8 protein-coding genes are annotated in these 16,866 nt (G+C 65.9%); 4 read left to right on the top strand and 4 right to left on the bottom strand.

Annotation, left to right across the window (positions count from 1 at the left end):
• Positions 1 to 157: 157 nt before the first annotated feature.
• On the top strand, positions 158 to 1,609 hold the full coding sequence (locus AOA12_RS01035) for an ATP-binding protein (RefSeq protein WP_054678942.1): 1,452 nt from the start codon (positions 158 to 160) through the stop codon (positions 1,607 to 1,609).
• Positions 1,606 to 3,591 (top strand): Druantia anti-phage system protein DruA, encoded by a 1,986-nt coding sequence (locus AOA12_RS01030; RefSeq protein ID WP_197281029.1) that lies wholly within the window; start codon positions 1,606 to 1,608, stop codon positions 3,589 to 3,591. The genes AOA12_RS01035 and AOA12_RS01030 overlap by 4 nt, the downstream gene beginning before the upstream one ends.
• Here AOA12_RS01030 and AOA12_RS01025 read toward each other — a convergent pair whose 3' ends face one another.
• From AOA12_RS01025 to AOA12_RS01010, 4 genes are read right to left on the bottom strand one after another with little or no spacing between them, the layout of a single operon-like run.
• Positions 3,592 to 4,821 (bottom strand): PD-(D/E)XK nuclease family protein, encoded by a 1,230-nt coding sequence (locus AOA12_RS01025; protein ID WP_156366338.1) that lies wholly within the window; start codon positions 4,819 to 4,821, stop codon positions 3,592 to 3,594.
• Positions 4,809 to 10,385 carry a DEAD/DEAH box helicase gene (locus AOA12_RS01020; RefSeq protein ID WP_054678930.1) on the bottom strand — a complete coding sequence of 1,859 codons (5,577 nt, stop codon included), beginning with the start codon at positions 10,383 to 10,385 and terminating at the stop codon, positions 4,809 to 4,811. Before AOA12_RS01020 ends, AOA12_RS01025 begins: the two co-directional genes overlap by 13 nt.
• A complete protein-coding gene (locus AOA12_RS01015; RefSeq protein WP_054678927.1) occupies positions 10,375 to 11,466 on the bottom strand; it encodes a hypothetical protein in 1,092 nt (363 codons plus the stop codon). The genes AOA12_RS01020 and AOA12_RS01015 overlap by 11 nt, the downstream gene beginning before the upstream one ends.
• Positions 11,466 to 14,306: a hypothetical protein gene (locus AOA12_RS01010; RefSeq protein WP_156366337.1), complete on the bottom strand. Its 2,841-nt coding sequence runs from the start codon at positions 14,304 to 14,306 to the stop codon at positions 11,466 to 11,468. The genes AOA12_RS01015 and AOA12_RS01010 overlap by 1 nt, the downstream gene beginning before the upstream one ends.
• A gap of 420 nt (positions 14,307 to 14,726) precedes the next feature.
• Here AOA12_RS01010 and AOA12_RS23485 point away from each other — a divergent pair, with 420 nt between their 5' ends.
• Together AOA12_RS23485 and AOA12_RS01000 are read left to right on the top strand one after the other, a co-directional pair.
• Positions 14,727 to 15,887 carry a hypothetical protein gene (locus tag AOA12_RS23485; RefSeq protein ID WP_197281028.1) on the top strand — a complete coding sequence of 387 codons (1,161 nt, stop codon included), beginning with the start codon at positions 14,727 to 14,729 and terminating at the stop codon, positions 15,885 to 15,887.
• Positions 15,888 to 15,900: 13 nt separating this feature from the next.
• Entirely contained in the window at positions 15,901 to 16,854 is a 954-nt protein-coding gene (locus AOA12_RS01000) for a hypothetical protein (RefSeq protein ID WP_156366336.1), read from the top strand.
• The last annotated feature ends 12 nt before the right edge of the window (positions 16,855 to 16,866 follow it).

The raw sequence follows: 16,866 nt of genomic DNA, 5'->3' as shown, positions 1-16,866 counted from the left end.
GCATGCAACGAAGCTGTCGCCCGAGTCCTTCAGTAATCGCGACGTGCGTCGAGACACCGCGCGGGTGTCGCACGAAATCGTGCGGATCCATTGCCTGCGCTGACGTGCTCGGCGAGCTACTCTGAAGTGACCCCGTTCCGCACTGAAGGGACCCCGCATGAACCGGATTCATCGGCGCGATGACAGCCTTGTCATGCCCGCGAACTTCATCCGCGCCGTCCGAGAATCTGGCTACCTGAGCGTGTCGAGCGCTCTTGCCGAACTCGTCGACAACTCCCTCCAGGCTGGCGCGACGCTCGTCGACATCCGGGTCGATCGAGACGCCGACCGCAACCTGCCCCGGATCAGCATCGAAGACAACGGCGGCGGCATGGATACTGCAGAACTGGCAGCGTGTCTGCGCTTCGGGGGCTCATCGCGGTTCGATGCACGCGATTCTTTCGGCAGGTTCGGGATGGGACTTCCCGCCGCGTCCCTCAGCCAGGCGCGACGAATCGAGGTCACCGCATGGCGGCCGGGATCCACCGCGCAGTCCGTGACGCTCGACGTCGACGCCGTCGTGACTGGCCACCCCGCCGATCTCGCCCCGTCGCCAGGCGCAGCCGGCGAGTCGCCGTCGGGCTGCCGGGTGGTCTGGCACGACTGCGACCGCATCGAGTACCAGCGCCTGGCGTGGCTGGAACGCGCTCTCCACAAAGACCTTGGACGGATGTTCCGTCGCTTCCTCACCGGCGCGTTCACGCTGCGCATCAACGGCAGCATCGTCGAGGCGTGCGACCCGACGATGCGGTCGACGACGCTCCACGGACACACCGCGCGGCCCGCGTTCGAACCGCTCCACTACGAGATCGCGACCGCCACCGGATCGACCAGCCATGTCACGGTCACCTTCACCATGCTGCCGGTCGCGCAATGGCACAACCTCGACAACACCACAAAACGTCGCCGCGGCATCGTCGGAGGCGGCGGCGTATCGATCCTCCGCGCGGGACGAGAGATCGCGAACGGTTGGCACCTGATGGGCGGTAAACGCAAGGAGAACTACGACGACTGGTGGCGATGCGAGATCGAGTTCCATCCGGCGCTTGATGAGCACTTCGGCATCACCGTCAACAAGCAGGGGATCCGCCCCAGCGCCACGCTCCGAGAAGCCCTCGAGCCGGAGCTCGAGTCTGTCGCTCGGATCCTGAACGCCCGGGTGAGGCAGGCGTTCGAAGAGGTAAAGTTTGAGGCCGCGGTCCAAGGCTCCTGCCGAATCGCCGGTGCCGCGGATGCGGATCTGCCCGTGATCCGCTCCCGCGGGCGTGCTCACGGCGCGCTGAGCTACCGCCTGGGCGCCAACCAATTGGCCGGAGATTCCATGTTCGACCTGACGCTGCGGCAACGCCTCCTCGACGTCACAATGAACACCGATCACCCGGGCTACACCGCGCTGTACCGGCCCCTGCAGGAGATGGGCGACGCCGCCGCGCCAGTACGGACCGCCCTCGACCTGCTTCTGCTGTCCTTCGCACGATCCATCGCCGCCGCCGGCGCCCACGAGGAGGACTACCGAACCCTGCTGCTGGAATGGGGCACCACATACGGGCGGATGCTGGAGAAGTCGTGACTGACGAAGACGAGACGAAATACGTCAACATCTCCCTCCCGGCCGGAACATCACGGACCGAACGCGAGGGATTCCTCCGCCTCTGCAAGGTGCTCTCCACCGCGCCCCTCGATCCCCGGCGGCGCGTGGTCCGAGAGCGCGTGTTCGCGGAGGCAGAGATCACTGATCTCTACAATCGCCCCACGCTCGGCGCGGCCGCGCACACCCTCATCGACCTCGCCGAACAAGGGTGGACACTCAAGCTGTACCGGCACGGCCCACTGCTCATGCCCCCTCCATCGCACCCCGATCCCGAGACGGAGAAGGCCCGCATCCGGCGGCAGGAGCACCTTCGACGTGACCCCCAGCTCCGCCAACCGAGCGTGCGCCGATTCATCGAACGCATGGAGAAGCCTCGCGAGCATGCCGGCGGGCTGGTGTCGATCTTCAACTTGATGCGTGATGGTCGAGAGCTTGCCGACGCGCTAGAGACCGCGGATAACCCGAGCGCCGTGATCCAGCCGTACGTGCAGGTCGTCGACAGCGGGAAATGCGAGCACACCGGACTCGCCCTCCACGACATCTGGCGGTACTTCCGCCACACCTGGTCGAACGCGTATTTCACCGTGCCGGGACGGTCCATGCCGATCCTGGTCCGCGACGCCGCCACCGCGCACCATGCGGTCATCGGACTCGCCGCCATCTCCAGCCCCGTCGTTCAGATCGCCGAACGCGACCAGTGGATGGGATGGGACACCGACACCTTCCTCGAATCGATCCGCGAGACGCCGACACAGAAGGTGGCGCAATGGCTGTCCGCGCGCATCGACACACAACTCCACGAGATTTATGTCGAGGACCTGCTCAATGACGACGTCCTCCAGCCCACGGCACTGCAGCAGCCCACCCTCGACGCGGTCGCGCTCCTACGCGCCGACGCCGAGCGACACCGGCAGAAGCACCACCGCACACCATTGCGGGAGGTTCGGCAAATCGAACGAGACGACTGGGCTGAACGGGCCCGAACTCCGCTGTTCCGCAGCAAACGGGCAACGGCACTCGCGGACACGCTTGAGACTGCTCTCGTCCTGAATCCCTATCTGCAGCCCACGCCGACCGCCGAGGGTCTCGCTGCGGCGTTGAAGGACAGTAAGGCGAGGACGCAGGTACGTCGGCTTGTGCGTCGCGCGCGCGGCGAAAGGGTCGGGACGGTCATCGCGGACCTGACGGTGTGCGGGGCGGTGGCGCCGTACAACGCTCTGGCTGCCGGCAAACTCGTCGGTGCGCTAGCCGTCTCCCCGAAAGTGATATCCGCCTACCGCACCAAGTACGCGCGGCCCAGTGAGATCGCGTCCGCGATGGCCGGACGAGGCATCGAACGCGAGTCGCGCCTCGCCTTTATCAGCACCACCTCGCTCTACGGAAGCGGATCCAGTCAGTACAACCGGCTGCGGTGGCCGGCTGAGGTTATGGGTGGACCGAGCGACCAGCAGATCAGCTTCCATCAACTCGGACGCTCCCGGTCCTTCGGCACGTCGCAGTTCACGGACGACACCGTCGACGCGCTCGTCAGACTGTCCCGACTGCAAGGCGCGACCGTCCGGGTGAACAGCCTGTTTGGTGAGGGCGTCAGCCCGCGGTTGCGGAAGGTTCGGCTCGGTCTTGCTGCGCTCGGATGGTCAAGCAACGAACTACTCAAGCACGGCCGCGAAAGAATCGTGTACGGGGTGCGGTTAGTAGAGAATCTCCGCGACTACTCGCTCGGCATCGACCCGGACCCTAGTTATCTCGTGGATCCCGAGCAGGTTGAAGGGGAAGCCGCGGTCGCTCAGTGGTGGTTCGAACGCTGGGGGCATCGCCGTGCCCGGCAAGCCGCTGTCGCCGAGTCGATGCGCACCCACCGGTTGGTGCGCCCCCTCCGGCACGGGGCACGCGTGTCACTTCCCGACGTCGAGGATGCGCCGTCCGAGCAGACTCCGCCGGCGACCGCCCAGCAGGCTTGACTATCGGGACACCACTGACAGGATCTCGGAGCTGCTGGTTACTGAGGCGATCAGAGCACCCGCCTCGTCAGGGTCGATAGTGCGTTTCACACCCAGGATCCGCACCTGCTCACCGACCGGCAAGGTGAACGACGGGCGGGGCGTACGCACGAGTAGGTCGCTGCCAGTACGCCTCTCCCGCAGCACCCAACTCTTCACGCCGTGCTCCCGCAGCACCGTCCCCTCCACGTCGTACCAGCCGCCGTCGACAACATCCATGGTCTTCGACGCGCCCCCTTTCCAGTACGCGTCGCATAGGCCGCGCACGTCACACGCGCCGCACTGCTCCCCCACGACGGCTGCCGGACGGTCCGCGGCAACCATAGTGTCGGCGCGACCGACCCTGGCGGTCACCTCCGCGCGGAGCTCCGCGAGTTCCGCCTTCGTCGGGACGGCCACCATCACATCCCGGTGCGGGTAGGCGACAACCAGCGCGGTCACCGGGAGAGCGTCGGGGTTACTCTCGCGGTCATCCGTCCACAACAGAGCGTACAGCCGGAGTTGGTCGCGGTGGGTCGGGGCCTCGGCGCCTGTCTTCGTGTCCGTGATCTCCGCGCCGTCGGCGTCGACGCTTAGCAGGTCGACGCGACCTTTCACACGCAGGTGCGCGGCCACCAGTTCGCGTTCGGGATGGGTACCTCCCCGAATCGGGTAGAGCTTCACGGGTAGCCGGGTCGGCGCACCGGCCGGCGCCGGCGTGGGATGCGGGTGCAGCGTCATGCGGTTGAGGTAACTCTGGATCTGTTCGCGCGCCTCCGGCAGCCAGTCCGAGAGGGCACGGTCGACCTGCTCTCGCCGGTCCGCTCTGATCCGAGGGTTGCCATCGAGTCGTCGTAGTTGTTCGTCGAGGGTGCGCTGCGCGACGGCCGTGTAGCGTCCGAGATCCCGCAGCACCGTGACGGCGTCGGCGGTCCGCGGCGAGACGCAGCCCGCCGTGACCAGTGCGGTGACGATGATCTGCAGCGCCCCGTGCACCACGTCACCCTTGATCGCGGGCAAGTTCGGCAGCCGCGGGTACCCGCGCTGCTTCCACAGATCCGGGTAGTCCGCTCGCGCCAGGGCGAATCGGCGCGGGCAGGTCTCGGCTTCCTTCAGTGAGGAGTAGCTCCACATCGCCGGCACGGCCGGCAGGACCGCCGAACCGTGGCTGATACCGGTGTCGTAGAGTCTCGTCTCGTTCAGCTCAGCCACCGCAGCACCTGCTGGCTCGCGACGGGCAGGTTTCGGGTGACGACGATGTCGTCGATCGGGTGGATCGGTACACCACCGAGTTCTTTTGCGTCCCAGAGTTCCTGCGTGGGCGGGGTGTCCCGGGTCAGCGGACTCTGGATGTAGAAGATGCGGTCACCGCCGTTGCCGCGAGCGAGAATCGGGGCCGTGACCGACCCGATCCCCGGGATGAGCGCCGGTTCGTTCTTCAGGAACTCGATGCCCGCGATGTCACGGCTCTGCAGGTCGGCGAGGAGCTTGTCGATCGACTGGCTCATCCGGACCTCGTTCAGCACCGGGCTGGTGCCGTCCAGGACATACCGCAACAGGGCGGCACCGATCTGACGGTCGAGCAGGCTGTGCTCGAACCGGTTGCGGAAGCTGCGCAGGCACCGGTAGCAGGACGCGTCACAGTCGGCCGGGCAGTGTTCCAGGCGGTCCAGCGCCTTCCGGAAGATCGATTCCCCGTACCCGTGCACCCGCCGTGTGAACCCGGCACCGCCGGCGAGCGTGTCGTACAGGTAGATCTCCGCCTCCTGCCCGTGGTTACCGCCCGGTGTCAGCGCGGGGCGGTACTCGGCCTGCAACTCGCTCGCGTCCACGTCGAGTTCACCTGTCGCGGCAATCGTGAGCGCTTCCGCGACGGTCCGAAGCGCCACCTGTGTGGACAGTAGCTCCGGGCGCAGGGTGAGTGGCTTCTCGACGCGCAACCGCACGAGCAGCACATCGGAGATGAAGTCGGTACCCAGCACGAGACCCTTCGTCGAGCCTGATCCTTGACACTCTTGCTCGCGCTCGTCGGGGAACGGCTTGGTGTGGGGCCCGGCGACGATGCCCGTGGCACCATGCGTCGGTTCGATCAGGCCGCATTTCGTGCAGTATGTGTATCCCTCGCCACGCGGACCGGTGTTGGTGACCAGCAGTGTGTCCCGCCGGTAGGTCTGCTCGAGGCGGGGTGTGACGTGATCCCAGGCTTCTTCGCGCTCCGGGCCCTCAGCGACAAGTTTGGCGCGCGTGGCGTAACTGTTCGCCGGTGCGTCGTCCGGGCTGGTGCCGGGATCGTCATTAGCGCGGTGAGCGAACCCGGGCGGTCGCATCCAGTTCATCGCCTTGCCGAACTTGCCGGGCGCGCCGCACGCGTCGCAGTCACGCTCCTCGCCGCGCTGGGCTTGGTCTGCCGGGACGTGCTTGGCGTAGTGGCACACCTGGCATTCGAAGTAGAGCATCTTGTCGCGCCACGCTTGAGCTCGTTCTTTGTGCATCGGCGCGTAAATGGCGCCGGAGGTCCATTCCTTGTTGTCGATCCACACGACCTTGCCGGGTGCGTACTGGGTCAACGCGACCGGCAGGCCCTGGCTCGGCGCATACCGGAACTCGGTGTGGAACCGTTCCGACTTGGCACGGTCGAAGACGTGGAACGCCACCACATCGGTCGGGAACGCGTACCTCGGCAGCACCCCCTTGTAGAGGAGGCGATCGAGCAGATTCGACTGGCTGCGCTGCTCGGTGGGCACCTCGGCGCCGTCCTCGCCGGCATCGCCGTCCTCGACCACGACCTCTTGTGGGGCGGCGTCGCCATCTTCCGGTTCGGGCAGCTTCCCATCGGCTTGCAGGTCGAGCGCGTCATCGATCGCGTCGAGGGTCGCTGTGATCAGGCCGTCGAGGAGACGCGATCGGTCCGTCGCGGTCAGCTCCGCCGGCAGCCACGACGCGATGTCGTCTCTCAGCACGGTCTCATGCTCGGTCAGCCACCCTTCGAAGTCGGTGCGGTTCAACGGTGACGTGGTGCCCACGAACCCGCGGACGGTGCCGAGCACTTCGAACAGTTGCGGCTGATCCTCCGGGTCGATCTCGGGCAACCTGTCCTGGTTGTACCGCTGCAGCAGGTAGGCGATGACATGACGCCGGGCGATCTCGTCGTTGTCCAACGTCAGCACCGGGTCGTCCACGTCGCCGCGGATCATCAGGTGCGGGTTGCGGAAGTAGTGGTCGTCGTGCGTGTCGGCGCTGCCGAATGCGACGACCGTGGCAACCGCGTTGCCGCGACGACCCGCCCGTCCCGCCCGTTGTTGGTAGTTGGCACGCGATGGCGGCATGTTGCGCAGGGCGACACCCGACAGGCTGCCGATGTCGATGCCGACCTCCATCGTGGTGGTGCATGAGAGCACGTCGATCGCGGCGCGTTCCTGTTCCCCCGGTCGGGGCAGTCCGACATCGATGTCCTGGAACAGCAGTTCGTACTCCTCGGCACGTGAGAAGACCGCGTCGGATTGGGCCGCATTCAATTGGGCGGTGTGCTCCGCGGCGATGATGCTGAGGATGGGTCTGTGGGGAGACTGCAGGGCACGTTCGGCGCTCTGCCGGTAGTAGCCCTTGCGCGCCTGGAAGACCTCGTCGGTCGTGGGGTCGAGGGTGCGCACCTGGTTCTGGTTGCAGTTGACGCAACGGGTTGCTCCCGGGAAGGGCCGCTGGGTGAACCGGCACCGCTCGCAGTATCCCCACAACCCGCCCGACTCCAGTGCGACCGTGCCGGCGAGCAGCCGATACTTCGCGCCCTCCAACTCGCAGAACGCGGGAAGCAGCACCGGAAGCCACTCCTCCTTGAACTTCTTCTTCGCCGCCAGCGTTCCCAGCCAGCGGTCGACGGCCTGGAATCTGCCGGTGTGGGGCTTCACGCCGCCCTTCTGCCGCCACCACTCCGAGGTCATCGTCGGGAACCAGATGCCGCGTGTGGGCGTCGCCCACTGCGCGAGCCACAGCCGGACCAGGGCGAGGCGCTGCTCGTCGGTCGTGGCGACACCATCGATGGCTGGCAGGTCCGCGAGGAGATCGTCCCGCAGGCTGGCCTTCTCCCGGATCGACGCGAGTCCCAGAGACACCAGTCCGTAGTGCTTGTCCGTCAGGGCCAGGTAGATCGCGCGCAACAGGGCCTGCGGGGGCGGGGAGGTGAGCATCAGCAGTTCCCCGCGCGCCTCCTCGTTGCCCGTCAACGCCCCGTTGTCGAGCGCCTTGCCGACCGCTTTTAGAACGTGCAGGGACTCTGCTTCCCGCAGTTCCGGACGCAGCCGCACCTCGAGTTGCTTGGCTCCCACCATCACCGCCAAGTACAGACGCTCCAGGCTCAGATGCTTGCCAATGCCCGGCTGGGCGGACAGTTCTTCCCACCCCTTCAGGATCAGCGGCCGGATCACGTCTCGCATCGAATACGCCTGCAGGTTGGGCGCCAGACGTGCGGCGACCTGTCGCGAGTCGGAGAACGCCAACACCTTGCGGCCGCGCAGCGGCGCGAACGTGGAGTACGGGGCGCTGGGCGGCTGCACCTCGATCTGTCGGGTTACCAGTGCCTGGAACGGCTGGTCGCCCTTGGTCTGGTGGTCCTGCACAGAGGAGCGGCCGAAGAAACCCGCCAACTGTCCGCAGACACCGCACGGTTTGAATTCGCCGTCCGCTTCGGCGTGGTCGTCGCCGTCATCGCCATCGTCGTCGCTGGTCACCTTCTCACCGCTGCGCAGCTTCGGGAGAAAAACGACGCGGCCGCGGACCGGCGGCTTGTCCGGATCGAGCCGGCCGGTCACCAGGTCGATCTCGGCGACCTGAACCTCCCCGGCCTGCGGTTCTTCCAGCAACAGATCGAGGGGAAACAGTTCGGGGACCGCGCCGGCGGTGGTCTGGAATGCGCCGCCGCTCTCATGCCACAAGAACGTCGGATGCTGCAGATCATCGGTGTAGCCGCGCGCGTAGGCCGAACCGCAGTGACGGCAAGTGTAGAACTCGAACACCCGCGCCCCGCAGTCGCAGGTGGCCTGCGGTTGCGGGTACAGCTTGCCGATCGGTCCGACGCCCGGCGGCAGATCGTCACGGTCTACGGCTCCGCACTCAGGATCGATACATGCCCACAGTCCGGGAAGCCCTCGGAAGAACGCATGCACCCGGCAAGGCAGCAGGCCCGCTTCCTCGGGGGCAGGGCGTGCGGCGCTGCCCAGCGCGACGAGGGCGGTAACCGCCTTGTCCGCCACCTCGGTGGCAACTCCGGGGAACACCGCGGTGCCAAGCTCATGCAACGGTTGCGCCTTCTGCATCGTCTCGTTGATGAGCAGGTTCATCGGCTCGTAGCCGGTCAGGGCGTCGTGCAGCAACGCCGCGACGGGACGGTCCCGGTCGTCCACACCGCGGTCGGTAAGCAGGTCGGCGACCGCGACCATGCGTGCCGGTTCCGTCTCGGCGTTGTAGAAGTCCGTGAGCGGAAGGCCGGCGAGCAGCGTCGCCGCAGCCGCGGTGCCCTGTGCGGCATTGGATCGCAACGCCGGTTTGCTGGTGACCGTCCGAAAGTCGGCTTCGTCCTTACCGGTCAGTTGCGCGGCGAACGCGCGAGCATACTCGGGGGTGCTGAAGCTCGCGCTCGTTGTGATCACCTGGACACGATCCGGTGTGATCCCCAGCCGGGATCGCAACCGGCGCAGCAGCAGTGCGACCTCGGCGCCCGCGGCTCCCCGGTACAGGTGCGCCTCGTCGACGATCAGTAGGAACTTCTCCTCCGGGTTGTCCGCCAGCCACTGCCGGGTGTGGTCGAACACCGGCCGCTCGAGCGGCCTCATCAGCATGTACTCGAGCATCGAGTAGTTGGTGATGAGCACGTCCGGGGGTGCGGCGAGGACCTCGTGGCGGGTGAGGAGTTCCGGGTCATCCGGCCCCATCACGGCCCGCACGAACCGCCCGCTCTTCGCGTCCTTCCACTTCGAGCCCTTGGGCCCGAACCATGCCTTCAGGTCGGGTTTCGCGGGCCACTTGCCCCGCGCCTCCAGCTTCTCCTTGAGCTTCTTCGCCTGTGCGTGCCCGGGCGCTTTCGGATCGGCAGCTTTGTCGATCAGCAGCAGGTAGAAGTCCTCGATCGATCCGAGCCGCTTCTGGTCCTTCTTCACCGTCCGCACACCCGGGTACAGGGTGCGGCTGGTGTAGCGGGCAAAACGGGCGGGGCGCCCCGCCCAGGCATGGAACTGCGTCGTCAGCCGCGGGTCGCCCAGCAGCAGCCGCAGACGCCCCAACTGGTCGTTGACCAGCGCGTTCATCGGGTAGAGGATCAGCGCGCGCACGGCGGGGGCAGCGAACGAGCCCGGTCGGTGCTTGGCTTCGGTGGCCAGCTTGGCGAGCATCGGCAGCAGGAACGACTCAGTCTTCCCAGAGCCGGTGCCGGTCGTGATGGCGAGGCTGTTGCCGTCGCGGGCCGCCCACTCGATGGCTTCTGCCTGATGGGTGTAGGGCGGATCGTGCAGCAATCGGTCGAGTGCGCCGACCTTCTGAGTGAGCGGAGTGAACAGGTCGTGGACGGCGCCGTCGACGTCGAGCTCCGCGAACGTGCGGTTCGTCTGATACCGCGGGGTGCTCTCGATGAAGGGAGCTTTGAACAGAACCCCCTCAGTCAGCAGCAATTGGCGGCGCTGCTCGATGATCGTGGGGTGACCGACGTGGTAGGTGGCCTCGATGTACTCACGTAGAGCCGACTGGATATCGTCGATCGTCTCGGCAATCGTGGGAGCGTCAGACGCCATGTGGTGCCTCCTCTTGTGTCATCCACAACATGTCAATCAGAAAGGTTCCGACGCCGTCGGCCGCAGCGGCGGGCACACGGAACGAGAACAGCGCACCCCTCGTCTTCCCGAGCGGCAGCCCGACAAACTGCAGGTAACGTTCCGCGAAACCCGGCAGCGGCGAGAAGAAGTCGAAGACGACGTCACCGCCGGCTACGTCGCCCGCGCGGCGCCGGAATCGTTGCGGCACGCCACGGGCAGCGTCGACGGCCGCCTGATAGCGCCATGCCTCGTCGCGACCGGGCAGGACCGGGTTATCGACCGGCCACTCCAGCAGACGCGACGGCACGCCGCGCTCACACCGAGCCAGACACCATAAGTCGGCGCCGTAAGCCTGCGGCCGGCGGGCGATGAAGTCTCCGGTGTCGGAGGCCGCCGGCGGCCGCCAACGGCCCGCGTAGTACCGGACTGAGGATGCCGGGTCGAGGATCTGGATGTCCTTGAGGTGGCCGGCGAGGGCGGCGGTGTCGAGGCGCACCCGAAAGTGATCGAGAAATGCGGTCGGAGTTTCGATGGCCGGTCGGGCTAGCCAACGTTCTCTAGCAACGCAACGCAGTCCCCGGTCGCGGAGTTGCGTCGGCCCGTCCTCCGCATCGAGGCTGATCGACCGTGTCGGGCCTTCATAGTTGATCGTCTGGGCGAGATCGTCCAGGATCAACGGCACACCGAACGGTCGTATGCCGGTGAGCAGGTAGCGGCCCGGGTGTCGTTCGATGAACGACGGCGGCGCCAAGTACAGCAGCCGCGCCGACTGGCCGTTGTCACGGCGAAGTTCCAGCAGGTCCCCGGAAGCGACCAGTTCATCCAGGATCTCCCCGATGCCCGACCGGGTGACCGCACCGGCACCGGCGAGGGGCTGCACGGCGCCGTACACGGCATCGGCGAGTCGTCCCGGACTCGTCGGGCACAGGAACGACGCGGCCCGACGCAGCGCGGCGGCCAGCGCCTCGAACGAGGTGAGGTCGATGATGTCGGGGTCCAGGCCGAGAGTTCGTATCGCCGCGACGGCGGCCGTCTCGGCCGTGAGCTGGCTGATCTGCATCAGAAGCTCCGTTCCACGCCGTCGGCGTCGTTGAGGGCCCGGGTGCCGAGAACCGCGAACCGTGCGGCGCGGTAGAGCACCGGAGTCTGCATGACCTGCTCGAGCAGGAACGTGATCTCGTCCTTGGGCCACTGGAGAAGATGCCCGGGGCGGCCGGCGAGCATCAGCAGGAAGCGGGACACGGCCGGGTGATCGCCCAGCCCGCTGCTGGCGAGGTGCGGTGCGATGACGGTGTCGAACCCGCGCAGCAGACTCCCGGCCGACAGCCACTTGTACAGGCTGTACGCGATCGCGGTCGCGAGATCCTTGTGGGACGTAGAGATCCCGACAGCCTGCTGCATCTCGGCGAGCAGGTCCGCGACGTCCTGCGCGCGAGCGACCTTGCGTTCGATGGCGACCCAGTGGCTCCCTCCGATGATGGTCCCGATCGCGCGGGCGATGGCGTCGCCGATCACCTGCTGCTGATAAACGACGAACGCGTCCGCAGGCAGTTCCGCGTTCAGCCACCGCGCGTGTGCGTCGACCAGCTGGCGGACGTCGGTCGAGGTGCGGCCGGCGGTCGGCACCGCGGGGCACAGGGCGGGTTCCTGGAGGAGCGCGTTCGGTTCGGTGGGGAGGATGAGAGACGCCGACGCGTCACCGGCGCGGGCGACGACAAGTCCCCCGCGCGTCGGGGCGATGATGTCGGCGCCGACCGGCCGCGGCACGGCGGCGGTCGGCGACTGCACATCGTAGAACTCGACGGTCGTGGCGTCGCCGTCGGTGCGGTCCACAAGGCGAGCGTGGACGTGTCCCTCGTGACTGCGCGCGAAACGCCACCGCAGCGGCTGGAAGCCGCGCTCACAGGTCAGGGTCGCGAAACCGACACCGGCGCGAGCGACGGTGATCACGCAAGACTCTGCGTCATCGTAAGCGTCGCTGAAACGGTGATCCCTACGGATCGCTTTGGCGAGCGTAGTCCACGCTTCCTCGTCGAGGGGCAGGTCGATGGACCGTCTCAGGTCCGCGATCGACTGTCCATGCTCGCCACGCAGGCTCACCTCGATGTCCGCCTCGGCACCGGCGGGCCCATCGATCACGAGTTGGGCGCGCTCGTCCCACAGTTCGCTGAGGGTCGGGCGGGCGGGGGTGGCGAGCAGACGGATCCCCTCGCCGACGGAGGCACCCTCGGGGCGGATCTGTGGGTCTCGAATCGTGATCACGAGGGAGCCGACGGTCATCGGGCGGTCATCGTCTCCCAGCAGACTGACACTCGCGACGTGGGTGCCGACGCTCAGGCCCTGCAGGGAGAACAGCAGTTCGGCCTGCCCGGCTGGCCAATCAAGGAAGTACACGTCCCCGCCGATCGTCAGCCGGCACCGTTGCGGGGCCAGTTCGGATCGGATCCCGAGGATTGCCGGTTCCCCCGCAACCCATTCGGCTTCGCCCTCACCGTCCCATGCGCTGGCGACGATGCCGACCGGGCGGATGGCGACGTGAGTGAGCACAGCGATGCCGCCGGCGGTCAGCGCGGCGGCGTCCTTCTCGCTGACCTGCTCGGGGACCGTGAGCTCGTAGCCGCGCACCCCCTCAACGTTGATTCCCACCTCGGCGATCCACGGCACCGTCGGCGGGGTCAGCGAATTCGCCCCGATCAGCAGGTAGCGGTGCCCGGGGCGAACCAACTTGCCCTTCACTTCGGTCGCCAGGCCCGCGCCTTGGCGGCGAAACAGCCACCACGGCCCCGGGGTGATGACGCACTGGTCTGCCAGGATCCGGTTGGTCTCCGCCTGCGCCCGGTCCAGCCGCAGGAAGGCTTGATCGGTACGCGGCCACGTCGCGAACTGGACCGATTGGCCGGGGTAAAGCAGTCCGCTCGGCGGCACGTGCCGGTCGGCGCCATTAACGAAAGCCCGCGACACCCGTAACTGCCGGAACACGTCGGGCAGCCCCGCCCCCAGCGGCGTCAAGTCGGGGAGCTCCGCATGGGCGTTCCACTGGTCCCCCAGACGCAGATACAACCGCGGATCGGTCGCGCGTGGCTGCGTGTGCGGCGCCGATGCTGTCTGCCCCTGAGTCGCGGTCGGGCGAAAACCACGCGCCCGGTGCGCGGACCGCTGGGCCGTTCGCAGCCAGTGATGCGCCTGCTGCTCCTTGGACAGATCAGTCACGATCCGCTCGAGCGTGGAGTTGAGAAGGTACGGGCTGGGTGAATCGTGCCCGGACAACAGCGCGGCGGCGACCTGCCCGACAAGGGTGGTGTTCTCGCAGAAGATGCGGAATCGCTCGGTGTACGACGCTGCTCGTTGCGCCAGCCTCAGGCCGAGGGCGGGTGGGTTATCGAGCAGGTCCGAGGTGAGGGCGGCGCTGAACTCGTACAACAATTGGGCCAGTTGTCGCTGCAGGTAGGTCGGCAGCACGCCGTGCGTGATCGGCCAGGCGATGATCGTGAACGCCGCAGCGAAGGCGCCCGTCGGCACGGCCCCGCCATATGCCGCCGCGAACTTCGTAAACCACGACTTGATCAAGGCGCGGTGCTCAGAGCGCCAGCCGGGCGTGCGCTGCTCGAAGCTTCGCCAGTACTCATCCCCGACATAGTCGTAGCCGGCCTCAGCGGCGTATACGACGAACGGCAACCACCACCGGCGATGGCGAGAGCCGAGACCTTCGGCCACCACTGTCCGCACCGTCGCGATCAGCAGATCAAGGTCTTCGGCAGAAAGCTCATGTTCAAGGGCGAAAACGGGCGCAGCGACTTCTAGGAGCGCGCGCTCGTCCCGCATCCTGCTGAAATGGGTGTCAAGGCGCGCGTGAAGATGCTCCAACAACTCGTCGACCGTGCTCGACGCCACCTCAGACATGGATGCCCCCTCCCACATGTCGCGCTCCGCTGTATCCATATCAGTGTGGTCGAAACCTCCGACGTTGCCCCAACTCTCGCCACTCCGACACGAACTTTCTGCACTGCCAGGCTCCCGGCGCCGAGGAACCGATGGAGAACGCGGTTCCCGGTCACCCATCGCATACTTTCGTCTACCGAGAAGTTACCGTCCCGTGTGAGAATCGGACCCGCATGCAGCATCACTGTCGCTTGCGGTCTGGACCCTCACCCGAGCGGAGCGAATGTTGACATCGCATACTTCCCACCGCAGGCCGCAGCCATGAGCGGACGCTGGGAGGGTGGTTGAGTATGCCGCCAGCGCCGCGGCTCGCCGCCGGCGCGACGGGCAGTAGGATCGTGCTGGCGCGCACCTGTGCTGTCCGCGGGCGATCGGAGTGGCATGACAAACGACTGGATGTTCGACAAACGGACCTCCTGCTGGTCCTACATGACGACCATGCCTGTTCGCGACTATCTGGAGCTCGCGAGCGAGGCCCATGCCGCTCAAGGCGGGTTGTCTGGTCAGCGCGGTGTCATGGCGACGACAACCGCAAAGCGGATTCGAGACCGAATGGTCGAGGATCTGAAGAAGGGAGCCACCCTCCCGCCAGTGGTAATCGGAGCCGTTCTGCCTCTGTCGGACTTCGAGGATCTGCCGCCGCGCGACAAAGGTGGCGATCCCCTTCGATTCTTGCCGAAGGATCGCTCGAACCTGTCGATCATTGACGGCATGCAGCGCACGGCCGCACTTCAGGAGGCCTTCGCCGATCGACCCGAGCTAGGCGATGGAGACGTGAGAGTTGAGTTTTGGCTCACTAATAACGTGCGAGCCATGATCTACCGCATGCTGATCCTAAACACGGGTCAGGTGCCCTGGACGATCAGTCGACAGCTTTCCGTCGTTTACGCTCCGCTGCTTTCGGAGATCAAGGAGAAAGTGCCGGAGATCGACAAGATTCCCACTCCCGACCAGCCAGGGCGCCGCGTCGGACCCGCCCAGTATTCAAGCGATGCCCTCGTGGAGCTGTACATCGCGTTCTCGTTGCGGAAACCAGCCGTAGACACGAAGGAGGCATTGTCCGACGAGTTTTCCCGCTTGGACTTTGTTGACAATCTCGCTAACGAGGGATTCCAGGATCAGTTCTACGGAGTCCTGTCGATGCTTAGTCGGCTCGACAAGACATTCTCACGCTTCGAGGGCGACGAGGGGATCCCAAGCGGCCGCTTCATCTTCGACCGTCAGCCGGCACGTGTCGGCTTCATCGTGGCGCTTGGCATCGCCATTCTCGGGCGCCCTGGAGCGGATCGTCCGCAGGCAGAGCGAGTCGCTCGCTTGGAAGAGTTGGACCGGTCGGCCACCAGCTTGATTTCTCACCTAGACGATATGCATCCCGAAGACCTCGGCGCGTTCCTGAAGACCGACGTGTTGCAGGAACTTCTCGATAGGCGGGTTGGTCAGGTGGGCAGGTACGAGCGCGGCGTCTTCACCGAGGCATTCAAGGTTCTGATCGAGGAAGACTTCTCGGTCGCAAACTTGGAGCAGTGCTGGCGAGCGAGCTGACGTGGTTCGGAACATGATCGCCGCGAACAAAACTCTGCTCGGGCGCCTCACCGACTTCGCCGCACAACGGGACTACCCGGTCCCTGATCCGTCCGCTGCGCGGTGGGTTCACGCAAACCCTGCCGCGGACGAGGTGCTCAAGGTTGCGGTACTGCGTAGTTCCATGAGCTTCGGACGATTTCGCCACCTCGCGTGGCTCGAGGTCAACGAACAACACTTTGTTGCAACCATCGGTTTTGACTACGAGGTTGATGACCCGGGCTTTGAGCTACTCGAGGACATCCAGGGCTACGACGTCTGCCTACTGACTGAACTTCCCGTGTCTCCGAGCGTCTCGGCCGCTGAGGTGTACAACGTGGTAGCCGCCAACAGCCGTGACTCTGACCCCGAGTATCACGGGCACGACAACGCGCAGATCATGAGCTTATTCCCACTGATTCGGGTGTTCGTCAGTGCTGAACCAATCACTGAGGAACTCATTTGGCCGATCTTCCTCAGCATCAGTTCGGAAGAGTCTCGTACTGGAGGTTCGTGGATCGAGAGCGAGCTTGCCGATTGCCTGTCTGCCCTTGCGGAAGCGAATGTAGACCTGTTGCCGTACAAGGAACTCTGTCGTTCCACTTTGGACCTCGATCCACGAAGCCTCTTCATGAGTCTGTACCGGTGCGTCGAAGCAACCTACGCGCACGACAAGGCTACGAAGCTCAAGAAAGACCTTTCAATCGAGCACGAGTGGCACAAGATCGCTGAGGTCCTGGAGAACGCAATGTCCTGGCGTCCACTTGAGGCTTCCAGCCTGAACGTCGTTCTCGCATTCGCAAAGGAGGACGACCTGCGTGAGGTTTGCGAGTGCCTGAACGTCACGTTGCAAGATGACACGAATCTGCCCGCGGCAGCAGGAAAAGCCATCTACCAACTCCGCAATAGGATCGTCCATTACCGGCCGGCACTGGCCACGTCCCGCTGAGTGGTGGTCTTT

Source organism: Microbacterium sp. No. 7 (genome assembly GCF_001314225.1).
In the GTDB taxonomy this organism is placed as follows: Bacteria; Actinomycetota; Actinomycetes; order Actinomycetales; family Microbacteriaceae; genus Microbacterium.
The sequence above is the reverse complement of the archived record's forward strand: the minus strand, read 5'-3'. Positions and strand labels throughout refer to the sequence as shown.